General features: G+C 61.7%; 18 protein-coding genes and 1 riboswitch. Of the genes, 15 read left to right on the top strand and 3 right to left on the bottom strand.

Features of this window, described 5'->3' with window-relative positions:
* Positions 1–327: 327 nt before the first annotated feature.
* Both ABYV89_RS04245 and ABYV89_RS04240 read right to left on the bottom strand, forming a co-directional pair.
* Complete coding sequence (locus tag ABYV89_RS04245; protein WP_432821689.1) at positions 328–993, bottom strand: HAD family hydrolase; 666 nt, start codon at positions 991–993, stop codon at positions 328–330.
* Between the two features lie 2 nt (positions 994–995).
* The gene (locus ABYV89_RS04240) at positions 996–1913 is read right to left on the bottom strand and encodes an OmpA family protein (protein WP_432821688.1); all 918 of its coding nucleotides are present in this window, start codon (positions 1911–1913) and stop codon (positions 996–998) included.
* A 220-nt stretch (positions 1914–2133) separates the two neighbouring features.
* Here ABYV89_RS04240 and nadC point away from each other — a divergent pair, with 220 nt between their 5' ends.
* The 8 genes from nadC (at position 2134) to ABYV89_RS04200 (ending at position 10188) form a co-directional block, all read left to right on the top strand.
* Positions 2134–2958 (top strand): carboxylating nicotinate-nucleotide diphosphorylase, encoded by an 825-nt coding sequence (nadC, locus tag ABYV89_RS04235; protein ID WP_432821687.1) that lies wholly within the window; start codon positions 2134–2136, stop codon positions 2956–2958.
* Between the two features lie 17 nt (positions 2959–2975).
* On the top strand, positions 2976–3959 hold the full coding sequence (locus ABYV89_RS04230) for a biotin--[acetyl-CoA-carboxylase] ligase (protein ID WP_432821686.1): 984 nt from the start codon (positions 2976–2978) through the stop codon (positions 3957–3959).
* Between the two features lie 67 nt (positions 3960–4026).
* Positions 4027–4815, top strand: coding sequence for a type III pantothenate kinase (locus ABYV89_RS04225; protein WP_432821685.1), 789 nt, complete (start codon positions 4027–4029; stop codon positions 4813–4815).
* Positions 4816–4972: 157 nt separating this feature from the next.
* On the top strand, positions 4973–7051 hold the full coding sequence (gene fusA, locus ABYV89_RS04220) for an elongation factor G (protein ID WP_432821684.1): 2079 nt from the start codon (positions 4973–4975) through the stop codon (positions 7049–7051).
* A 31-nt stretch (positions 7052–7082) separates the two neighbouring features.
* Positions 7083–8180, top strand: a complete 1098-nt coding sequence (locus tag ABYV89_RS04215) for an SPOR domain-containing protein (protein ID WP_432821683.1) — start codon at positions 7083–7085, stop codon at positions 8178–8180.
* A gap of 12 nt (positions 8181–8192) precedes the next feature.
* A complete protein-coding gene (locus ABYV89_RS04210) occupies positions 8193–9200 on the top strand; it encodes a hypothetical protein (RefSeq protein ID WP_432821682.1) in 1008 nt (335 codons plus the stop codon).
* A gap of 41 nt (positions 9201–9241) precedes the next feature.
* Positions 9242–9697 (top strand): MOSC domain-containing protein, encoded by a 456-nt coding sequence (locus ABYV89_RS04205; protein ID WP_432821681.1) that lies wholly within the window; start codon positions 9242–9244, stop codon positions 9695–9697.
* A complete protein-coding gene (locus tag ABYV89_RS04200) occupies positions 9694–10188 on the top strand; it encodes a MogA/MoaB family molybdenum cofactor biosynthesis protein (protein ID WP_432821680.1) in 495 nt (164 codons plus the stop codon). The genes ABYV89_RS04205 and ABYV89_RS04200 overlap by 4 nt, the downstream gene beginning before the upstream one ends.
* Positions 10189–10624: 436 nt before the next feature.
* Here ABYV89_RS04200 and ABYV89_RS04195 read toward each other — a convergent pair whose 3' ends face one another.
* Positions 10625–11401 carry a ZIP family metal transporter gene (locus ABYV89_RS04195; RefSeq protein ID WP_432821679.1) on the bottom strand — a complete coding sequence of 259 codons (777 nt, stop codon included), beginning with the start codon at positions 11399–11401 and terminating at the stop codon, positions 10625–10627.
* 108 nt (positions 11402–11509) lie between these two features.
* Between ABYV89_RS04195 and ABYV89_RS04190 the strand changes: the two genes are divergently transcribed.
* The 7 genes from ABYV89_RS04190 (at position 11510) to ABYV89_RS04160 (ending at position 21917) form a co-directional block, all read left to right on the top strand.
* Entirely contained in the window at positions 11510–12226 is a 717-nt protein-coding gene (locus ABYV89_RS04190; protein ID WP_432821678.1) for a TIGR02266 family protein, read from the top strand.
* Between the two features lie 241 nt (positions 12227–12467).
* Positions 12468–13835: a sigma-54 interaction domain-containing protein gene (locus ABYV89_RS04185; RefSeq protein WP_432821677.1), complete on the top strand. Its 1368-nt coding sequence runs from the start codon at positions 12468–12470 to the stop codon at positions 13833–13835.
* Between the two features lie 246 nt (positions 13836–14081).
* Complete coding sequence (gene nrfH, locus ABYV89_RS04180; protein WP_432821676.1) at positions 14082–14534, top strand: cytochrome c nitrite reductase small subunit; 453 nt, start codon at positions 14082–14084, stop codon at positions 14532–14534.
* 40 nt (positions 14535–14574) lie between these two features.
* A complete protein-coding gene (locus tag ABYV89_RS04175) occupies positions 14575–16056 on the top strand; it encodes an ammonia-forming cytochrome c nitrite reductase subunit c552 (RefSeq protein ID WP_432821675.1) in 1482 nt (493 codons plus the stop codon).
* A 239-nt stretch (positions 16057–16295) separates the two neighbouring features.
* Entirely contained in the window at positions 16296–18368 is a 2073-nt protein-coding gene (locus tag ABYV89_RS04170; RefSeq protein WP_432821674.1) for a putative bifunctional diguanylate cyclase/phosphodiesterase, read from the top strand.
* 390 nt (positions 18369–18758) lie between these two features.
* Positions 18759–20423 carry an AMP-binding protein gene (locus tag ABYV89_RS04165; protein ID WP_432821673.1) on the top strand — a complete coding sequence of 555 codons (1665 nt, stop codon included), beginning with the start codon at positions 18759–18761 and terminating at the stop codon, positions 20421–20423.
* A gap of 303 nt (positions 20424–20726) precedes the next feature.
* On the top strand, positions 20727–21917 hold the full coding sequence (locus ABYV89_RS04160; RefSeq protein ID WP_432821672.1) for a M24 family metallopeptidase: 1191 nt from the start codon (positions 20727–20729) through the stop codon (positions 21915–21917).
* Between the two features lie 203 nt (positions 21918–22120).
* Positions 22121–22180, top strand: a riboswitch (cyclic di-GMP riboswitch). This riboswitch is flagged as partial in the annotation.

The following is a 22180-nucleotide window of genomic DNA, read 5'->3' as shown; positions in this document are numbered from 1 at the left end:
TAATACTAAAGGCTTTAGGTAAAATCAACTAAAATTAGAAGCGAAGTCAGATTTGATTTTACGGCGGGATCGGGGGGATTTTGGACAATAAAAGACCCCGTGTACGGAGGGGGGGAGTACACGGGGTCGCCTTCCGGCTCCCGAAGGAACCGGAATTGGCGCAATACTATAACCGGCACCGAAATATTTCAAGTGAAAAAACCGTCCGGGAGAAGTTTTGTGTGTCGCTGAATTGAGACATTGCCGGGCTGGGCGGGGATTGTTGATCGGCCTGGAAGGGTTTTGTTCTGCTTATTTCATATGCCTGCGTGGTGGTTTTGCTGCGGGTCATCCCTGAAGGGCGGGGGCGGCAAAGACGAGCTCCGGAATTTCGGAAATGTGCGTGAGGACCCGTTTCGCCGCCGACAGGTCGCTGCGCCCGTTGAGTTCCCCCGGCAGGACCACGCAGGGCAGGCCGGCTGCCACGGCGGCGTTCAGCCCGCGCGCCGAGTCTTCGACGACCAGGCAGCGGTGGGCGGGGCGGGCGCATCTGGCGAGCGCCATGAGATAGGGCTCGGGGTGCGGTTTCGAGTGGGTATAGTCTTCGCGGGTCAGTACGAAATCGAAGTATTCGAGCAGCCCGGTATGGCGGTGGATGATTTCGAAGTGGTCCCGGTGTGAACTGGTGACCACGGCCATTCCGACCCGGCCGTGCAGCTGCCGCAGGGTCTCGGTCACTCCGCTCATGGGGGCAACACCCCGCCGCAGCAGGTCGGCGTAGCGTTGATTACGCTCTTGCCGCATGCCGTCGATGCGCTCCGGCGAGTGCCGCCGGCGGGCCAGGTCGAAGACGCTTTGCCCGCGCTGCAGGGAAATATCGATGAACTGCTCGCGGCTGATCTCGATATCGGCCTCTGCCAGCACCTCGGCGGAGGCCTGGAAATAGAGATGTTCCGTATCGACCAGAACGCCGTCGTTATCCCAGAAGATGTAGTCCGTGTGCCGGCCCGGCATCTTTAAGGCTGAGCCGCGGAAGGGGCCTGGGCGGCCTGGATCTCGAAGGGGACCAGCACGATCTGGATGCGGCGGTTCAGGGCGCGCCCCTGCGGGCTGTCGTTTTCGGCGATCGGGCGGTGCTCGCCGTAGCCGCAGGCGGAAATGCGTTCGCCGGAGATGCCGACCTTGCTTTGCAGAAAGTGCAGTACGTTGACCGCGCGGGCCGTCGAAAGCTCCCAGTTGCTGGGGAATTTCTGCTGCAGGCGGGGGCTGATCGGCACGTTGTCGGTGTGCCCCTCGACGCGGATTTCCTTGTCGAGCACCCCCTTTACGACTCCGCCGACCCGGCGCAGCACCTCGAGCCCCGCCGGTTTGACCTCGGCCTCGCCCGAATCGAAAAGAATTTTCTCCACCATGTTTACCGAGAGTTTGCCCTGGAGTTCGGAGATGGTGACCTCCCCCCGCTTGATTTCCGCATCCATCATGCCGACCAGTTCGTCGTAGGTACTCTTCATCTGGGCGACCCGGGCTTCGCGGGCGAGGCGTTCATTTTCGACCTGCAGGGCAAGGTCGCGGTTCTGCGTTTCGAGGCGGTCGATACTCTGGCGCATGTCGGCCATGGCGGCGCCCGCTTCGGCGCTGCGGGCCGAAAGGATCTTCTCCAGCCGGTCGATGTCGGCCCGGGCCCGCAGCAGGTCGTCCTGCAGCGCCGAGCTGCGGTTCAGGGTTTCGCGCAGGCGCAGGTCGAGTTCGCCGTTGCGTTGGGTCAGGTAGCCGTTTTTGTCGACCATCAGCTGATATTCGGTTTCGAGTTCACCGATTCTGCCGGTGAGTTGATCGGCTTCATCGACCTTCTGCTGGTAGACCGTCTTGCTGACGCAGCCGGAAGCGAGTAGTGAAAAAGTCAGAGCCAATAAAATCAGCACTTTGTTGGGCACGATACACTCCTGTAGCCAATGGCCTTGAGATGGGAAGGGGGCGTGTTCGGCGGTTCGCTTTAACGACCGCGAATGCGGGTGCGTAACCTCCTTTTTCTAGCACAACCAGAGGAAATGTAAAGCCCAAATAACTTTGTTTCGCCGCTGGGCTTTTCGGTTGCGGCAGGCTTCGAAATTATGCTATAAAAAAGCGTTTTCAATATGTTAGACAGGAGTCCAAATGTTTGAAATAGACCGGATAATTCAGAATGCCCTGCAGGAGGACATCGGTCTCGGCGATGTCACCACCATGGCGACGGTGCAACCGGGAACTCCGGGGCGCGCCGAACTGGTCGCCAAAGAAGATTTCGTCCTCTCGGGCATCGATGTGGCCGGCCGGGTTTTTCACCTGCTCGACCCGAAGATCGCCTTCGAGAAGATCATGGAGGACGGCCGCGCCGTCAGCCGCGGCCAGGTGCTGGCCTGGCTCAAAGGCGATGCCGCGGTGCTGCTGCAGGGGGAGCGGGTGGCGCTGAACCTGCTGCAGCGCATGTGCGGGGTGGCCACCCTCACGGCCCAGTTCGTCAAGGCGGTCGAGGGCACCTCGGCCACCCTGGTCGATACCCGCAAGACCACGCCGGGGCTGCGGGTGCTCGAGAAGTACTCGGTGCGCATGGGCGGCGGCCGCAACCACCGCACCTCGCTCTACGACGGGGTGCTGATCAAGGAAAACCACATCGCTGCCGCCGGCGGCGTCGAAGTCGCCATCGAACGGGCCCGGGCCCGGGTGCCGCATACCCTCAAGATCGAAGTCGAAACCCGCGACCTGGACGAGGTTCGTGAAGCCCTGGCCGCCCGCGCCGACATCATCCTGCTCGACAACATGGGCCCCGATGCCCTGCGTGAAGCGGTTCAGCTGATTGGCGGCCGGGCCCTGACCGAAGCCTCGGGCGGGGTCATCCTGAAAACCGTGCGCGCCATTGCCGAGACCGGGGTCGATTTCATTTCCGTCGGCGCGCTCACCCACTCGTTCAGGGCGGTCGATATTTCCATGCTGTTCCAGTAGAAAGCCGTCGTCACCGCATGAGCAAAAAGCTCGAGCACGAAGACATCCTCAACCTGTTTCGCGAGCATCCGGGCGACTTCGTATCGGGGGAGGAGATCAGCCAGAAGCTGGGCGTCTCACGCACCGCCGTCTGGAAGAAGATCCGCCTGCTGCGCGATCTCGGGTACAGCATCGACGCGGTGACCTCGCGGGGCTACCGCCTCGCCGCCTCGCCCGATGCGCTGCTGATCGAAGAGCTGCGCTCCGGCCTGGAGACCCGCATCGTCGGCCGCGAGCTGGTTTTCTTCGACGAAACCGACTCGACCAACAGCCGGGCCCGGGAACTCGGCGACCAGGGACATCCCGACGGCACGGTGGTGATCGCCGACCGGCAGACCGCCGGCAAGGGGCGCCTGGGCCGTACCTGGGCCTCGCCGCCGGGCGTCAACATCTACACCTCGGTGCTGCTGCGCCCGCCGATTCTCCCCTTTGACGGCCCGCAGCTGACCTTTGTCTCCGCCGTGGCGGTGGCCCTGGCGATCCGCGATGTCAGCGGGCTCTCCCCCAGGGTCAAGTGGCCGAATGATGTCCTGCTTGGCGGCAAGAAGGTCGCCGGCCTGCTCAACGAAATGAACGCCGAAACCGAGGGGGTGCGCTACATCATCCTCGGCATCGGCGTCAACCTGAATATGGAAGCCGCCCAGTTTCCCGCCGACCTGCGTTATCCTGCCACCTCGGTGGCCCTGGAAAAGGGCGAAACGGTTTCCCGACTGGCCTTTGCCCGCACCCTGTACCGCCATCTCGACCGGCTCTACCTGGCCTATCTCGACAGGGGGTTCGCCCCGATCATCAGCGCCTGGGAAGAGCTCTGCGACCTGGTCGGCCGGCCGGTCGAGGTCGATTGCCAGAGCCGGGTGATCCGCGGGACGGTCGAGGGGCTCGACAGCGATGGCGCACTGCTGGTGCGCACGGACGACGGCGTGCAGGAAAAAATCATGGCCGGCGATGTCAGACCGCTCTGACGATGGCGGCCACGGCAATCAATAGCCACAGTGGCTGACTTAGTTTTTCTTCTGACGGGTTGAATTTATGCTCCTGGTTATCGATATCGGCAACTCCAACACCGTGCTCGGTCTTTACGGCGGCGAAGCCCTGCTCAAGAGCTGGCGGATCACCACCGACAAGACCCGCACCGTCGATGAATACGCCATCCTCATCGACCGCCTGTTCGGCCTCTCCGAAGTGCAGTTCAAAAATGTCAGCGACGTCATCATCTCCTGCGTGGTGCCGCCGCTGCTGAACACCTTCGTCGCCCTCTGCCAGGCCTATTTCGACAAAAAGCCGTACGTGGTCGGCCCCGGCATCAAGACCGGCATGCCGATCCTTTACGACAACCCGAAAGAGGTCGGCGCCGACCGCATCGTCAACGCCGTGGCCGCTTACGAGAAATACCGGCGCAGCCTGATCGTCGTCGATTTCGGCACGGCGACGACCTTCGACTATATCTCCGCCAAGGGCGAATATCTCGGCGGCGCCATCGCCCCCGGCGTGGCGATTTCGGCCGAGGCCCTGTTCGAGCGGGCCAGCAAACTGCCGCGGGTCGACCTGTCGCGGCCGCCCCAGGTGATCGCCAGGAACACCGTCGCCAGCATGCAGTCGGGGATCTTCTACGGCTATGTCGGGCTGGTCGACGGGATCGTCGCCCGCATGAAGCAGGAGGCCGGCGAGCCGTCCCTGGTGGTCGCCACCGGCGGGCTGGCGCCGCTGATCTCCGCCGATTCGAAGGCGATCGACGAGATCGAGCCGATGCTGACCCTGGAAGGGCTGCTGATCATCTATCATCGCAACAAGGGGGGGGGCAAGAGCTCCGAATATTGAGGTTCGCTCGCAGGGTCCGTGCCGGCAGGTCGTCGCAGCGATTAGCCGGGCAGCGGGGCTTGCAGCCATAGTTTGCTGGGGAGGTTCCCCTGTTCGTTGTTTCCTGAAGGCAATCCTTTAACTGGTTTCACCCTGAGGTGAAATGTAAGGAGGAATTATGGGAAAGTATGAAACGGCCAAACTGCGTAACCTGGGAATTGTGGGGCAGGGGGATGCCGGCAAGACGTCGCTCACCGAAGCCATCCTCTTCAATACCGGCATGACCGACCGCCTCGGGCGGGTCGACGACGGCACTTCGACCATGGACTACGAGCCCGAGGAGATCAAGCGTCAGATCACCATCAGCTCGAGCCTCAACCACTGTGAGTGGCGCGACTGCAGCCTGCATATCGTCGACACCCCCGGCTACACCAACTTCCTCCATGATACCCGCAACTGCCTGCGGATCCTCGGCGGCGCCGTGCTGGTTGTCTCCGCCGTCGACGGGGTCAAGGCGCAGACGCTGAAGATCTGGGAATGGGCCAACGAGTTCGAAGTGCCGCGGATCGTCTTCGTCAACAAGATGGACCGTGACCGCGCCGACTTTCTCAAGGCCGTCGACGATGTCCAGAAGAGCCTTTCCACCCGGGCCGTCGCCGTGACCATGCCGGTCGGCTCCGGCGACGATTTCAAGGGAATCATCGACCTGGTCGACATGAAGGCCCGCTTCTTCAAGTTCGACGACAAGGGGAGCTACGACGAAACCGACATCCCGGCCGAGTATCTCGACGAGGCCGAGCGGGTGCGGACCCTCATGGTCGAGGCGGCCGCCGAGGCCGACGACGAACTGATGGAGAAGTACCTCGAAACGGAAACCCTCAGCCGCGATGAAATCCTGCTCGGGCTGCGCGAAGGGACGCTGACCAAGGTCTTTACCCCGGTCTTCTGCGGCAGCGCCACGGCCAACCTCGGCGTGCGTACCCTGCTCAATTTTATCGTCAACTGCCTCCCCTCGCCGGTCGACAAGGGGATCCAGTACGGCAGCAACCCCAAGACCGGCGACGACGAGCAGCGCAAGCCCGATCCGAAAGAGCCTTTTTCGGCCATGGTCTTCAAGACCATCAGCGATCCTTATACCGGCAAGCTGACCCTGTTCCGGATCTACTCGGGCACCCTCAAGAGCGATTCGGTCGTTTATAATCCCAACAAGGAGACCACCGAGCGCATCGGCCAGATTTTCGAACTCGAAGGCAAGAAGCAGAAGCCGGTGGCCGAAGCCGAGGCGGGCGACATCGTCGCCGTGGCCAAACTCAAGGAGACGGCGACCGGCGACACCCTCTGCGACGGGGCCAGGCCGATCGTCTACGAAAGCCCGATGGCGCTCAAGCCGGTGATCTCTTTCGCCCTGGAGGCCAAGGCCAAGGGGGACGAAGAAAAGATCATGAGCTCGCTGCACCGGATCATGGAGGAGGATCCCACCTACCATATCCAGCGTGACGAGGAGACCAAGGAGATGATCCTCTCCGGCATGGGGCAGGTGCATGTCGAGGTCGCCGTGGAGAAGCTCAAGCGCAAGTTCGGGGTCGAGGTGCTGCTCAAGGAGCCCAAGGTGCCGTACCGCGAAACCATCAAGAAGACGGTCAAGCAGCACTACCGGCACAAGAAGCAGTCCGGCGGCCGCGGCCAGTTCGCCGATGTGCATATCGAGATCGCCCCGCTGTCCCGCGGGGAAGGCTACCAGTTCATCGACAAGGTCGTCGGCGGGGTCATCCCGCGGCAGTTCATCCCGGCGGTCGACAAGGGGATTCATGAATCGCTGAAACACGGCATCCTGGCCGACTACCCGGTGCAGGACTTTTCGGTGACCCTGTATGACGGCTCCCACCATTCGGTCGACTCGTCGGAAATGGCCTTCAAGATCGCCGGCTCCATGGCCTTTAAAAAGGCCATGGAAGAAGCCAGCCCGGTGCTGCTCGAGCCGGTCATGCACATGGAGATCATGGTGCCGGACGATTGCGTCGGCGACGTGATCGGCGACATGAACTCGCGCCGCGGCAAGGTTCTCGGCGTCGAGCCCCAGGGGAGCAGCCAGAACGTCGCCGTGCAGGTGCCCATGGCCGAAGTCCTCAAGTATGCCCCGGAGCTGCGTTCCATGACGTCGGACCGAGGCCTGTTCACCATGGAATTTTCCCATTACGAAGAAGTGCCTCCTCATCTCACGGCCAGGATCCTGGCGGAGATGAAAGAGGCTGATTGACCTGCTGATTGTTTAAAGACGAGGGGAACAGATGATGGCGGATGACGACAAGGACTTCACTTTCGGGGATCTCGGCGAGAACGGTACCGACGACGACGGCTGGGGGACGCTTGAGGAAGACCCCGGCGGCAAGGGCGAGCCCGGTGAGGATTTTGCTTTCGACGACTCGGAGCCGGAGCCGACCCCGGTACTGCCGCCGATTTCCGCTGAGCCGCAGGCCGGTGAAATTCCGCCGGTCGCGGCCGAGGAACCCGCCGATGCACATGGCCGGCGCTCCTCCTCGCGCATGGTGCTGTACGGCCTGCTGGTGATGGTCCTGTCCGCCGCCGGATTCTATTATTTCACCACCAGCCCGGCTCCGCCGGCCGCCAAGCGGCCGGCGCCGGCCAAACAGACCCTGGCCATGCCCGAGCGGCCCGATCCGGCCGCGGTGCCGGTCCCCGCTGGGGTCGAGCCGGTTGCGGTCGATCGCGAACCCGTGGTCGACGCGGCCATCCCCAAGGGGACGCTGCGCGAAGTCCTGCCGACCGAATCGGCGCCGGCCCCGCCGATCGCCGCGGCCGCGCCCGTCGTTCCTGGGACGGCGGCCGCTCCGCCGGTTGCCGCCGTGGTCGAGAAGGCCGCATCACCGGCGCCGGAGAAAAAGGCCCCGGTCGCGGCCAAACCGCCGGCGGCGGCCGGCAAATATGCGATCCAGGCCGGCGCTTTCGTCGATCAGGCCAACCGCGACGAGGCGATGGCAAAAATACGCCAGCTCGGTTTCGAGGGGAAGCTGGAGCCGGTCAAGAAGGTCATGCCGATGACCCGCCTGCTGATCGGGGTCTATGCCCCCGAGACGGCCAGGCTCAAAGCCGCTGAACTGGCGAAGATTGTCCCGAGTGTTTTTACCCTGCGCCGCGGCGACCAGCTGGCGGTTTACGCGGGCTCCTTTTATGACCACGACAAGGCCCGGGAGCTCACCGATGAGCTCGCCCGCAAGGGGGTCAGGGTTGATGAGGAACAGACCCGGGTCGAGCTGAACCTGACCCGCCTCAAGTTCGGCAGTTTCCCGGATCAGGCCAGCGCCGAAGCCGTGGTGAAGCGAACCCGGGCCGCCGGGCTCCCGGCCGAGGTGGTCCGTAACCCCTGATGAAGGGACCGCATGAGCAGCAACAATAATACCGTACGCCTGATGGTGTCGCCCGAGGTGGCCCGGCTGGTCAAACAGGCCCCCAAGTCCGAGCAGCTGGCGGTGGTCTGCGGCGAAACCGAGCTGTCGCTGAAAGACCGCTTGACCGTCTTTCTCTACCTCTTCCAGTCCGCCGACCTTGAGCTGAAAGGCGCCGTCTCCGCCGCCCTGGCCGCCGTTGACGCCGACGAGCTGGCGACCCTGGTCGGCGGCGATGAACTGCACCCCAAGCATCTTGAACTGATCGCCCGCGGCCGCCTGGCTGACCCGCGGGTCATCGGCGCACTGCTTAAAAACCCCGGGCTCACCCCGGCTACCCTGAAAAATATCGCCGCGCATTGTCCTGCGGCGGTCTTCGAATTGATTGCCGGAAACCGGCAGCTGCTCGCCGCTCACCCGGAAATCGCCGAGGCGCTGGCAGCCAACCCCCGCGTTGAGCCCGAACTCAAGCGGAGGTTCGGCCTGCTGGCCGATGAACCCCCGGCAGATGCCGAAGAGCCGGAAGAGCCGGAAGGCGAGGAAGAGCCGGAAAACGAGGAGAGCGCCGAGGAGTTCGATGAGGAGCATCTTTCCAAGTACCAGCTGGCCCTGGAGATGCCGGTTGCCGATAAAATCAAGATGGCGCTGACCGGCGACAAGGAGTGGCGCAATATTTTCATCAAGGACGCCAACAAGCTGGTCTCTTCGGCGGTCCTGAAAAACCCGCGGATCACCGACGGCGAGGTGCTGGCCATCGCCAAAAACAAAAGCTCCAGCGACGAACTGATCCGCCTGATCGTCATGAACAACGAGTGGATCAAGAATTACGAGATCAAGCGGGCCCTGGTGGTGCATAACCGTACCCCCCTGCCCAAGGCCCTGCGTTTCATGGCCATCCTTTCCGAAAAGGATCTCAAGGGGCTGGCCAAGAGCCGCGAGGTTTCCTCGGTGGTCGTCAACAATGCGCGCCGCATGCTGATGACCAAAGAGAAGAAGAAATAGCCATCAGCCGGGGCCCGTCAAGCCCCGTTCAGGAGATTGCCATGCAGCAGGGAACAATTGTCGCGGTCTGTACCAGCCCGGGCAAGGGAGAGCGAAAAAAGAATGTCGGCAGCGGCACGCTGGTGGAAAATTTCGGGCTCGAAGGGGACGGCCACGGCGGCGACTGGCATCGCCAGGTCAGCCTGCTGGCCATGGAGAGCATCGACAAGATGCGCGCCGCCGGTCTCGATGTCGGCCCCGGCGACTTTGCCGAAAACCTGACCACCCTCGGGGTCGAACTCTATACCCTGCCGCTCGGCACCCGTCTGCGGGTCGGACCGAGCGCGCTGCTCGAAGTGACCCAGATCGGCAAAACCTGCCATACCCGCTGCGCCATCTATTACCAGGCGGGCGACTGCGTCATGCCCAAGGAGGGGATTTTCGCCAAGGTGATCAAGGGCGGAAAGGTCTGTTGCGACGATGCGATCGTCGTGCTCGAAGGGGAGGGCGCGGCATGAGCGAGCAGTTCACGATCGGCATTCTGACCCTGTCGGACAAGGGGGCGAAGGGGGCCCGCGAGGACGAGAGCGGAAAAATCCTGCAGCAGATGGTCGCCGGCCTGGGCCAGGTGGTTCGCTACCAGGTGATCCCCGATGACCTGGAGAAGATCGTGTCGACCCTGGTCGACTGGGTCGACCAGGAGAAGCTCGACCTGATCCTGACCACCGGCGGCACCGGGCTCACCGCCCGCGACCTGACCCCCCAGGCGACCGCCCGGGTGCTCGATTACGAGATTCCCGGCATGGCCGAGGCGATGCGCATGGCCAGCCTGGCCAAAACCCCCCACGCCATGCTGTCGCGGGCGCTGGCCGGGGTGCGGCGGCAGTCGATGATCATCAATCTCCCCGGCAGCCCGAAGGGGGCCCGGGAAAATCTCGAAGTGGTGCTGCCGGCACTCGCACACGGCCTGGCCAAGCTCAAGGGCGACCCGTCCGATTGTGCCAGGTAGTTAAGGCGGTGATTGGTGATTGGTGATTGGTGATTGGTGATTGGTGATTGGTGATTGGTGATTGGTGATTGGTGATTGGTGATTGGTGATTGGTGATTGGCGGCAATCCGTAGGGGCAGGCCCTCGTGCCTGCCCTGGCCTAATCGGCGAATGCCATCCCATTCATCCAGTTCATCCCTGTTAAACATGGTTTACCGCAAAGGCGCAAAGGCGAAAAGATATCCACGAATGTCACGAATGGGCACGAATGAAACCGCTGATAGATGCCTTTATTCGTGAAGATTCGTGTCCATTCGTGGCAAAAGACCATGGCTTTAAGGTTTTCCTCCGCGTCCTCTGCGTCTCGAGTGAGCACAGCGAACGTGCGAGAGATCGGAAAGACAGAAGGCAGAAGGCAGTGCTCGTTATCCGTCACCCTTTAGCCAATCACGGTTTCTCAATGTGCGAACCAGCCGACGGCGACGGCGGTCAAGACTCCGCCGCACAGGGCCAGGCTCCCCTTGATGCCGCGCACCCGGTGGGATTCGGGGATCAGGTCCGAGGCGGCGATGTAGATGAAGGAGCCGGCGGCCACGGCCATGATGACGCCGAGAAAATCCGGGTTCATCTGGCGAAGCAGGGCATAGGAGCCGATCGCCCCGATCGGGGTGGACGCCGCTACCGCCGAGGTAAAGAGCATGGCCCTCGGTTTCTGGTAGCCGTAATGGAGCAGGATCGAAAACATCGAGACGCCCGACGGGATTTTGTGGACGATGACCGCCAGCGCCGACAGCAGGCCGATCTGGGGGTCGATCTCGAAGCCGGTGCCGATGATGAGCCCGTCGATCAGCGAGTGCAGGCTCATGCCGCAGAAGGCGATAAGCCCCATGGGGTGGGGGCTGGCACAGCAGGCGTCGTGGCTGCCGGGAACGTCGATGCGGCTGTGATGCATCTGTTCGTGGTCCGAGTGAAACGGCAGGTGATGTTCGAGAAAATAAAAGACCACGAAGGCGGCCAACAGGTAGCCGGTCGCATGCGGAGTCAGTTCCTGGGCTTCGGGGAGGATGTGCAGAAAACCGATGCCCAGCATGACGCCGGCCGAGTAGGAGATCAGGTTGGTCGAATTGCGCCGGCTCCAATCTTCACGGAACAGCAGCAGGCCCATCCCGAGCAGGGTGGAGGCCGCAGCAAAGACGGCAAAAAAGGTCACGCTGGTCCAGTGATGTTCAATCATTTCAGGCTCCCGGTAAAATTGCTGGCAAGTATAGTCGGGAAGCATGGGCAAGACAAGAGAGAAACCGTTTCCAACGGCCGGACTGGCCGACAAACTCAGGAGTGAATGGTGGCTGAAGATAGGGTTCTGCTGGCTGACGATGTCGAGTTGTTCCTGGAGCTGGAGAAGACTTTTTTCCGGCGTGAAAACGTAGAACTGCTGGTGGCCCGCACCGGGCAGCAGGCCTACGAGCTGACCCTCGCCGAGCGCCCGAAGCTGGTCATGATGGACCTGTACATGCCGGAAATGGACGGGGATGAGGTCTGCCGGCGCATCCGGGCCACTCCCGAGATCGCCAGGACCCCGGTGGTCATCGTTACCCAGGGGGGGCGCGACGCCGACCAGCAGCGCTGCCGTGATGCCGGCTGTGACGATATTCTGCTCAAGCCGATCAATCGCCATCTTTTTGTCGCCACGGCCCGCAAGTTCCTGTCCTTGCCCGACCGCATCGCGCCGCGGGTCATGGCCCGGCTGCAGATCCATTTCGGCGCCGACCCGAAGATTCTGCTCACCGACTACTCGGTCAACATCAGCACCGGCGGGGTCTTTCTCGAAACCGACCAGCCGCTGCCCGTCGACACGCCCCTGAGCCTCGAATTCACGCTGCCCAACCTGACCTCGCCGGTCTGCTGCCAGGGGCGGGTCGCCTGGGTGAATGCCGCGGTAGAAGCGAAAAAACCGCAGCTGCCGGCGGGGATGGGAGTGCAGTTTCTCGACCTGTCGCTGGAGATCATGTATGCGATCCGCGAATTCATCAAGCAGCAGTGCCTGCGGCCGCACTGGTGACATGGGTCAGTCCGAATTTATGAAGCCCGGTGCGCCAGCACCGGGCTTTTTTCGTCCTGGCAGCGGCCCAGGGCAGGCACGGGGGCCTGCCCCTACGGGACAACCATAAAGCCGAATTTGTAGGGGCAACCCCCTGTGGTTGCCCTTGCCGGCTGTAGTGGCAGCATTTTTTACAACATTCGATTCGCCGGTTCGGTTAAGATTGTCGATGTTACCTAAACGAAACATGCGAGGAGGGGCGATGTCCGTGCCGACGCAGGAAATATTCCGGGCGATTGTCGAGGAGATGGCCGAAGGGGTCATCTTCCTCGACGCCGCCGACATCATCCGCGTGCTCAACCCGGCGGCCGAACGCATCCGCAAGGTGTCGGCGCAAAAGTTCACCGGGCGGCCGATCTTCGACATCCACCCGGCGCGGGTGCATGAGCAGATCGTCGATCTGCTCGGCAGCCTCAAGTCGGGGGAGGTCGCCTCCCATCACCGCATCATCAGCGCCCAGGGGCGCTATTTCGACAATACCTATACGGCGGTGCGCGAGGCCGACGGCTCTTACCTCGGCACGTTGCTGGTCAGCCGCGACATCACCGAAAAGAAGAACCTCAGCGAAGAAAACCTGCAGCTGAAAAAAATCCTCTCCGGCCCCTTCGAGAAGTTTTCCTTCGTCGCCCACAGCCCGGCCATCAAGATCCCCCTCGACATGGTGCAGGCGGTGGCTCCCCTCGATTCTTCGGTGCTGCTGTTCGGCGAAAGCGGGACCGGCAAGGAGCATTTCGTCGAAATGCTCCACAGCCTCAGCGCCCGCGCCCGTGCCCCGCTGGTCAACGTCAATTGCGCCGCGCTGCCTGAAAACCTGATCGAATCCGAACTCTTCGGCCATGTCAAAGGGGCGTTCACCGGGGCCGTCAGCGACCATCCGGGTAAATTCGTTCAGGCCCACAAGGGGACCCTCTTCCTCGACGAAATCGGCGAGCTGCCTTTGCCGGCCCAGGCCAAACTGCTGCGGGTGCTGCAGGAACGCCGGGTGCAGGCGGTCGGCGGCCGGCGGGAGACGGCCGTCGATGTGCGCATCGTCGCGGCGACCAACCGCGACCTGGCCGAGGAGGTGCGCCAGGGACGCTTCCGCCCCGACCTTTACTTTCGGCTCAACGTCATCCAGATCCCGATCCCGCCGCTGCGGGAGCGGCGGGAAGACATCATCCCGCTGGCCGGGTATTTCGCAACGCACTTCGCCCGCCAGATGGGCAAGCCGGTTCCCGCGCTTTCCAGCGAGCTTAAAAAGTGCCTGCTGGCCTGCTCTTTCCCGGGTAATGTGCGACAGCTCAAGCATGCCATGGAACGCGCGGTCGCCCTCGGCAAAGAGGCGGAAATCCTCCCTGCCGACTTGCCGCCCGAGCTCCTGGAGGGGGGCCTCGACGCACCGCCCGAGCCAGGCTTCGCGCCGGGGCAGCCGCTCAGGGAGGCCCTGCAGAAGTATGAACAGGAAATTATCCTGGCCGCCCTGAGGCACCACGGCAGCCGAAAGTCGGAGACCGCTCTGTCGCTGGGGATCTCCAGGAAAGCCCTGTGGGAAAAGATGCAGCGGTACGGGGTGGCGGAGATGTTACCCTAAGGGAACGCCTCGGTGACGACTGTAACCGTTTGGTAACGTTTTTCCGGCCGCCGCAGGGGCCGGCATTCTTGAAGAGGAATCCAATTTTTTGGATTCCTCTTTTTTTTCGGGCATTTATGGGGATGTGGCTGGTTTTTGTGAAAAATGGCACATTTCTGGTAAACAGGGGCAGAGACGGCAACTGTGCAAAAGAACAGTCGTGAAGTTCACAATCACGTATCACGTTTGATGAGAGGAGGTGAAGGAATGGCGAAATCCCCAAAAGGATACTTACTTCTGGCCATCCTGGTGGGGGGGGCGTTGACGGCATTTGTCCTGTTCGGCCCCCCGAGGATGCTGGCGCGCAGCAGCGAGCCCGGTTTCTGTTCCGGCTGTCACGTGATGGAGGCCGAATTTCAGGCCTGGGCCCATGTCGGCGCCCACCGGCAGATCAAGTGCGTCGACTGTCATCTGCCCAACCAGAACCAGTTTGTGCATTACCTGTGGAAGTCGATCGACGGCCTCAAGGACGCCTACATGTTCTATTCCGGCCAGGTTTCCGACGATATCGAGCTGACGCCGCATGCAGAAAAAGTTTTGCAGGCGAACTGCATTCGCTGCCACTCGACCACGGTGTCGATGATCGATGACCAGAGGGACTGCTGGAAGTGCCACCGCGGCATCCAGCACAAGCGCAGCGGAACCATACAGACCCTTTAGGGCTATACCTTTCAACAAACTTCAAGGAGGCGAGGAACCTATGTTGACTACCGCAAAATCGAGCATTTCAATTCTGCTGATGCTGGCCCTCTCGGCCGTGCTGATGGCCGGCTGTCAGCCGGAGAAAACCGAGGCGGTCCGCCCGGTCAAGATCGCCGACGGCGAGATGGAGCCGGCGAACTGGGGCAAGGCCTACCCGGTCCACTACGACCTGTGGAAGCAGACCGAAGAGCCGACCGAGCCCGGCAAGAGCAAGTACCGCCAGGGCTGGGATTCCGACAAGGTCACCTGGGACAAGCTGTCCGAGTACCCCTTTCTGGCGCTGCTCTTCAACGGCTGGGGCTTCGGCGTGGCCTACAACGAGCCGCGCGGCCATGCCTACATGCTCAAGGACCAGCTTGAAATCGACGCCTCGCGCATCGGCGCCGGCGGCGTCTGCCTGACCTGCAAAACCCCCTACGCGCCCAAGCTCGAAAAGGAGATGGGGGTCGATTACTACAAGCAGCCCTTCATGGAAGTCCTCAGCCACATCCCCGAAGAGCACCGCGAGATGGGGGTGGCCTGCATCGACTGCCATGACAACAATTCGATGGCCCTCAAGCTGTCCCGCGAATTCACCCTGGGCAAGGGGCTGCAGGCCATGGGCAAGGACCCCGCCAAGCTGACCACCCAGGAGATGCGCACCATGGTCTGCGCCCAGTGCCACGTGACCTACAACATCAAGAAGGATGAAGACAAGAAATCGGTCGGCATCTACTTCCCCTGGCAGAACAGCAAGTTCGGCAAAATCGCCATCGAAGACATCATCGCCCAGTTCCGCAGCGACGATTCCATCAAGGAATGGAAGCAGAGCGTCACCGGCTTCCGCTTCCCCTTTATCCGCCATCCCGAATTTGAACTGTTCAGCAACGACAGCGTCCACTGGATGGCCGGGGCTTCCTGCGCCGACTGCCACATGCCCTACACCAAGGTCGGTTCGGTCAAGGTCTCCGACCACCGGGTGACCAGCCCGCTCAAGGCCGACCTCAAGGCCTGCCAGCAGTGCCACGCCGAAGGCCCCGAGTGGCTGCGCCAGCGGGTCTACGACATCCAGGACCGCACCGTGTCGATGAACATCCGCGCCGGCTACGCCAACGCCACCGTCGCCAAGCTCTTCGAGCTGACCCACAAGTCGCAGGAAGAAGGCAAAGCCATCGACCCGGCCCTCTACGACCAGGCCAAGGAATTCTACTTCGACGCCTTCTTCCGCCTGATCTTCATCGGCGCCGAGAACTCGGCCGGTTTCCACAACCCGCCCGAAGCGGCGCGGGTGCTGAGCGACTCGACCGCCTTCGCCACCAAGGCCGAAGGGCTGCTGCGCCAGGCCCTGGCCAAGGCCGGTGTTGATGTCCCAGCCGAGATCGATCTCGAGCTGGAGAAATACCTGACCGACCGCGGCAAGACCAAGGTGCAGTTCCAGCCTGACCAGGTCATCCAGGATCCCTTCGACGTGCAGAAACGCTTCAACGCCAAACCCTACTGATAAGCATGAGCCGGGCGGAAGGATTCCTTCCGCCCGGGTTTTTTCATCCCTTTTGAAATGCTGAGGCATGTAAGTGGACCCTCAACCCTGGTTGATTAAGCGTCAGCAGAGAGTCCAGCTGTTCACGACGTCAAACTGATCTTGCCTGCAGGCACCGATTCCCGTGGGATTTGTCCGCAATCGACACGTCCCGCAGGAGTCGGTGTCTGTTCCGTCTGTTCGTGAGGGGGTCTCACAACGTGGTAAAACCCATAGAAATTTCGAAAGCTACCCGGATGTTGAAGGTCGGTGCCTTGGTTCTGGCTCTGCTCTGGACTCTTGTCGCGGCCTTCGGGCTGGTGTGGAATTTTCGCAAGGAGCAGCAGGAGACGCTTGAAATGGCCAGGGTACAGGCCAGAGCCATGGCGGAAAAGATGATCGTCTACCGTCACTGGAATGCCAGCCATGGCGGCGTCTACGTCGAAATGAGTCCGACCACCCCACCCAATCCCTATCTTGCCGATGTTCCCGAACGAGAGGTCGTGACCCCGTCGGGTCGCATTCTGACGATGGTTAACCCGGCCTACATGCTGCGTGAGGTCTTTCAGCTGGAACAGAGCCTGCTGGGCCTTACCGGGCGCATCACCAGTCTTCGGCCGATTAACCCGGCCAACGCCCCTGACGCCTGGGAGCGCGCCGCTCTGGAGCAGCTCGATCTCGGAGAAGAGGAGGTGGCCGGTGTGGTCGAGGGCGGGCAGGGCGGGTTCCTGCGCCTGATGCGTCCGCTGCAGACCTCCGCCGACTGCCTAAAATGTCATGCCAGCCAGGGGGACGAGATCGGCAGCCTGCGAGGCGGTCTCAGCGTCTCGGTGGCGATCGCCCCGCTATATGAAATCCGCCGGCCGAACATGTGGCTGGCGATGCTGGGGACGGTCCTCTTCTGGTTGCTCGGTCTTGCGATCATCGTCGGCGGTGGGTGGCGACTCAATGCCCAGGCGCGGCAGCGGCGGGCTGCCGAGGACAGGGTGACTTTTCTCGATCAGTATGATCGGTTGACAGGATTGCCCAATAAGCGAACGGTTCTTGCCACCCTCGAAATTGAACTCGCTCGCGCGCGAAAAAAAGAAAGGCCCTTCTGCTTGATCCTGGTCGATATCGACGGTTTTAGAAAAATCAACAATGCCCTGGGGCATGGCCGCGGCGATCAACTTTTGCTCCAGGCGGGCGACCGCCTGGCAGCCGTGGTGGGCGGTCGAGGGATCGTCGGTCATTTCGGCTCCGGGGCCTTTCCGCTCATGCTCCCGCACGTTGGCGGCACTGTCGAGGCGGGGCATGTGATTCAGGAATTGTTGAGCACGTTCAAAGAGCCGTTTATGATCGATGGGCAGGAAGTTTTCATGACCCTCTGCTGCGGCATCACGTTGTTTCCAGCTGATGGCGACGATGCCGGACGCTTGCTGCAGAATGCTGCCGGGGCCATGCATTCCGCCAAAGCCAAAGGGAAGGGGAATTTCAGCTTTTTCGCCCCGGCCATGAACGACCAGGCGATGGAGCAGATGCAACTCGAGAGCGAACTGCGCCGGGCTTTGGAATCCGACGAATTGATCTTGCATTATCAACCCCAGGTTGACGCCGGCAGTGGCAGAGTCATCGGCGCCGAGGCCCTGGTGCGCTGGCAGCACCCGCGTCTGGGGCTGTTGATGCCGGACCGTTTCCTCTCCGTGGCCGAAGAAAGTGGCTTGATGCTGGCGCTGGGAGACTGGGTGCTGGGGGCGGCCTGCCAGCAGTTACGGGCCTGGAGGGAACAAGGCGGCCCCCTGTTGCCGGTGGCGATCAATCTCTCGGCCAGCCAGTTTCAGCAAGACGGTTTGGTCCGGCATTTTGAGAAGACCCTCTCTTTCTTTGAGGTGAATCCCCGGCATCTGGTGATCGAGGTGACCGAAAGCACCCTGATGACCGATACGGCACAGGCGCTTTCCACCATGGAGCGCCTGAAGCAGCTTGGCTTGCGTCTCTCGATCGATGATTTTGGTACCGGCTATTCTTCGCTCAGTTATCTGAAACATCTGCCCATTGACTCGCTGAAGATCGACCAGTCCTTTGTGCGTGATCTGCCTCAGGACGCAGACAGCCGGAGCATCGTTGCGGCGATTCTCGCCCTGGCCGCGAGCCTGAATCTGAACATTCTCGCCGAGGGGGTCGAAACCCGCGATCAGCTTGAATTTCTCAGGGATAAGGGGTGTGTTAATATTCAAGGGTTCCTGTTCAGTCGCCCTCTCTCTGCTGACGCTTTTACCGCCTGGGTTGACAAGCGCTCCAATCCCCCTGTCTGACTGCAGCAAACAGCGATCTCTGCGTTTGCAATCTTGTTCCTACCTTGCGATCCTTCCTGGTTGTCCACCCTTACGTGTATGCATCCACAAGTTGATGTGGAAAGCCGTGTGGACAAGTGCGGATTAGTCGGCTAACCCTTCGACTGGCGAACGGATTTAGCCTTTTGCCCAGAAAAGAGTCAGCCGCTGCGCGGGTGATTCATTATCCGGCAGGGGGGGCGGTCGGGCGGCTATATACGAAAACAGGCATGAATTTTCTTTTTGAATTGACTAAGGTGCGAGCCATGTGGTATCAAAAAACGCATTAAAAACAACAAGATATAAATCGCTAACATTTGTTTCGCCAGATCAAACATATTCTAAGCCACGAACACCAAAGGAGTTGTTCCAATGTCTGATGCACTGCACTTCACCATGGGCGCACTGCTCGAAGATATCGCCCGCCGTTTCCCCGACAACGACGCGCTGGTCTATCCCGATCGCGGACTGCGGCTCAGCTACCGGCAGTTCGACGCCCTCTGCGACCGGGTCGCCAAGGGGCTGCTGGCCATCGGCATCAAGAAGGGGGATCACCTGTCGATCTGGGCGACCAACGTCCCCGAGTGGGTGGTGCTGCAGTTCGCCACGGCGAAGATCGGCGCGGTGCTGGTGACGGTCAATACCAGCTACAAGTCGGCGGAGCTGGAGTACGTCCTCAATCAGTCCGACTCGAACACCCTCTTCCTGGTGCAGGGCTTCAAGGATACCGATTACGTCGAGACGGTCAACGCGGTCGTGCCCGAGCTCAAGGCGACCCCCTTCGGCCAGCTCGCCTGCGAAAAGCTCCCCTTCCTGAAAAACGTGATCTTCCTCGGCGGCGCCGCTCCCGCCGGGATGCTCGCCTACGCCGAGCTGGAGCAGCGCGGCGCACAAATCAGCGACGCCGAGCTGGCGGCGGTCAAGGCGACCCTCGACGAGCACGAAGTGATCAACATGCAGTACACCTCCGGCACCACCGGCTTCCCCAAGGGGGTCATGCTGACCCACCACAACATCATCAACAACGGCTTCAATATCGGCGAGTGCATGAAGTTCACCGAGAAAGACCGGCTCTGCATCCCGGTGCCCTTTTTCCACTGCTTCGGCTGCGTCCTCGGCGTGCTCGCCTGCGTCACCCACGGCTCGACCATGGTGCCGGTCGAGACCTTCGCCCCCGAGGCGGTGCTCAAGGCGATCGAGGCCGAAAAGTGTACCGCCGTCCACGGCGTGCCGACCATGTTCATCGCCGAGCTCGAGCACCCGGCCTTCCGCAAGTACGACCTGACCAGCCTGCGCACCGGCATCATGGCCGGCTCGCCCTGTCCGATCGAGGTCATGAAGCGGGTCATCCGCGACATGCACGCCAGCGACATCACCATCGCCTACGGCCAGACCGAGGCCTCGCCGGTCATCACCCAGACCCGCACCGACGATCCCATCGAGCTGCGGGTCGCCACCGTCGGCCGGGCGCTGCCCAACGTCGAAGTCAAGGTGGTCGACATCGAGACCGGGGAGAGCCTGCCGCCCGGCAAGCAGGGCGAGCTCTGCTCCCGCGGCTACCTGGTGATGAAGGGCTATTACAAGATGCCCGAGGAGACCGCCCGCGCCATCGATGCCGACGGCTGGCTGCACACCGGCGACCTGGCGGTGATGGACGAGAACGGCTACTGCAAGATCACCGGCCGCATCAAGAACATGATCATCCGCGGCGGCGAGAACATCTACCCCCGCGAGATCGAGGAATTCCTCTACACCCACCCGAAGGTCTCCGACGTGCAGGTCTACGGCGTCCCCGACAAGAAATACGGCGAGCAGGTCATGGCCGCGGTCAAGATCAAGGACGGCGCCAGCTGCAGCGAAGAGGAGATCACCGAGTTCTGCAAGGGGCGCATCGCCAATTACAAGATCCCCCGCTACGTCAGGTTCGTCGACGAATACCCGATGACCGCCAGCGGCAAGATCCAGAAATTCAAGCTGCGCGAAATGGCGATCCGCGACCTGCACCTCGAAGAAGACGCCGGGGTGGAAACGGCTTAAGACGGAAGACGGAAGACGGGGACTGGCTCCGCCAGGTGCCTGTCCCTCTAAGCTTCAAAGGCACGAAGAGCGAAAAGATATCCACGAATTACACGAATGAACACGAATTGAACTGCTTATACATGCCTTGCATATTCGTGAAGATTCGTGACATTCGTGGCGAAAGACCATGGTCTTCAAGCTTTTTCTCCGCGTCCTCTGCGTGCTCGAGTGAGCGCAGCGAACGGGCGTGAGACCGACTTTGATGTTTGTTTTTTTTATGATGAAAGCATCCGGCCCCTGCGAATAAGAGGAGACATGATCATGCGCATCACCCCCGCCAGCGAACTCGAAGCCCGCTATAAAAAACTCCAGGCCCTGATGGCCGGCGCCGGTCTCGACGCCGTGCTGATGATGCAGAGCGCCGACCTCTTCTACTTCACCGGCTCGATCCAGCAGGGGGTGCTCTACGTCCCCGCCGCCGGCGAACCGCTCTACCTGGTGCGCAAGGAGCACAGCCGGGCGCGCATGGAGTGCGGCCTCAAAGAAGTCATCCCCTTCAAGAGCCCGAAAGACATCCCCGCCACCGTCGCCGAATACGGCTACCCGGTTGCGAAAAAGCTCGGCATGGAGCTCGACGTGGTGCCGGTGGCGCTCTTTCAGCGCTTCGAAAAGGCCCTCGCCGGCGCCGCCATTTCCGACGCCAGCCCGCTGATCCGCACCGTGCGGGCGGTCAAGTCCGACTACGAAATCAGCATCATGAAAGACGCCGCCCTGCAGGTCGACAAGGTCTACAAGCGCGCCTGCGAGGTGATCCGCGCCGGTATGACCGACCTCGAGCTGGCCGCCGAGCTCGAATTCACCGCCCGCAAGGAAGGGCACCAGGGGATCAGCCGCATGCGCGGCTTCAACTCCGAGCTCTTCTACGGCCACATCTTCTCCGGCGCCGACAGCGCCGCCCCGGCCTTTCTCGACGCCCCCCTGGGCGGCATCGGGGTCAACCCCAGCATCGGCCAGGGGGCCAGCTACAAGGTGATCCGCGAAAACGAGCCGATCATCGTCGACTTCGCCGGCGCCTTCGACGGCTACCTGGTCGACCAGACCCGCACCCTCTGCATCGGCGGGCTCTCCGACCAACTGCGGCAGGCATATGTCGATATGTACCAGATTCAGAACCGCCTCAAGGAGATCGCCCGTCCCGGCGTCGCCTGGGGCGCCATCTACGACGACTGCTACAGCCTCGCCTGCGAGATGGGCTACAAGGATTATTTCATGGGCTCCAAGGGCGCCCAGGTCTCCTTCATCGGCCACGGCATCGGCGTCGAGATCGACGAGTTCCCCTTTATCGCCCGCGGCTTCAAGGATCAGCTTCTCGAAGAGAACATGGTCTTCGCCTTCGAACCCAAGGCGGTCTACCCCGGCCTCGGCGCCGTCGGCATCGAGAACACCTTCCGCGTCGCCAAGGACGGCCTCAAGCACATCACCTACTCCAATGAGGAGCTGATGGTTTTGTAGGGCGTGGAGAAGAAAGAGGACAGGTTCCGCAGGTGCATGTTTCCGTGACTGCAACTATCTATTGAATATCAAAGGGCCCGCCTGGCAACAGGTCGGGCCCTTATTTTTTGCAGGGATTCTGCTGACAGGTGCCAACATTCTGCCCCCGGATGCCTCCTTGACAGGGCACCAGCTGGTGATAACCTCTCATTCTCGCTGGCATTCACCGAGAAAGCCAAACCCGCCGTAAGCCGGGGGCGGAAAGCCACGGGCCTGCCGTGAAG

The sequence above is a fragment of the Trichloromonas sp. genome, from assembly GCF_041583255.1.
Lineage (GTDB): Bacteria > Desulfobacterota > Desulfuromonadia > Desulfuromonadales > Trichloromonadaceae > Trichloromonas.
This window is presented reverse-complemented; position numbering and strand designations above follow the sequence as displayed.

Excerpts from the sequence above, each read along its gene's own strand:
- ABYV89_RS04205 (WP_432821681.1), top strand. The coding sequence starts at position 9,242 with ATGCAGCAGGGAACAATTGTCGCGGTCTGTACCAGCCCGGGCAAGGGA.
- ABYV89_RS04225 (WP_432821685.1), top strand. The coding sequence starts at position 4,027 with ATGCTCCTGGTTATCGATATCGGCAACTCCAACACCGTGCTCGGTCTT.
- ABYV89_RS04230 (WP_432821686.1), top strand. The coding sequence starts at position 2,976 with ATGAGCAAAAAGCTCGAGCACGAAGACATCCTCAACCTGTTTCGCGAG.
- ABYV89_RS04160 (WP_432821672.1), top strand. The coding sequence starts at position 20,727 with ATGCGCATCACCCCCGCCAGCGAACTCGAAGCCCGCTATAAAAAACTC.
- ABYV89_RS04195 (WP_432821679.1), bottom strand. The coding sequence starts at position 11,401 with ATGATTGAACATCACTGGACCAGCGTGACCTTTTTTGCCGTCTTTGCT.
- ABYV89_RS04210 (WP_432821682.1), top strand. The coding sequence starts at position 8,193 with ATGAGCAGCAACAATAATACCGTACGCCTGATGGTGTCGCCCGAGGTG.
- ABYV89_RS04200 (WP_432821680.1), top strand. The coding sequence starts at position 9,694 with ATGAGCGAGCAGTTCACGATCGGCATTCTGACCCTGTCGGACAAGGGG.
- nrfH (WP_432821676.1), top strand. The coding sequence starts at position 14,082 with ATGGCGAAATCCCCAAAAGGATACTTACTTCTGGCCATCCTGGTGGGG.
- ABYV89_RS04215 (WP_432821683.1), top strand. The coding sequence starts at position 7,083 with ATGATGGCGGATGACGACAAGGACTTCACTTTCGGGGATCTCGGCGAG.
- fusA (WP_432821684.1), top strand. The coding sequence starts at position 4,973 with ATGGGAAAGTATGAAACGGCCAAACTGCGTAACCTGGGAATTGTGGGG.
- ABYV89_RS04175 (WP_432821675.1), top strand. The coding sequence starts at position 14,575 with ATGTTGACTACCGCAAAATCGAGCATTTCAATTCTGCTGATGCTGGCC.
- nadC (WP_432821687.1), top strand. The coding sequence starts at position 2,134 with ATGTTTGAAATAGACCGGATAATTCAGAATGCCCTGCAGGAGGACATC.
- ABYV89_RS04165 (WP_432821673.1), top strand. The coding sequence starts at position 18,759 with ATGTCTGATGCACTGCACTTCACCATGGGCGCACTGCTCGAAGATATC.
- ABYV89_RS04185 (WP_432821677.1), top strand. The coding sequence starts at position 12,468 with ATGTCCGTGCCGACGCAGGAAATATTCCGGGCGATTGTCGAGGAGATG.
- ABYV89_RS04245 (WP_432821689.1), bottom strand. The coding sequence starts at position 993 with ATGCCGGGCCGGCACACGGACTACATCTTCTGGGATAACGACGGCGTT.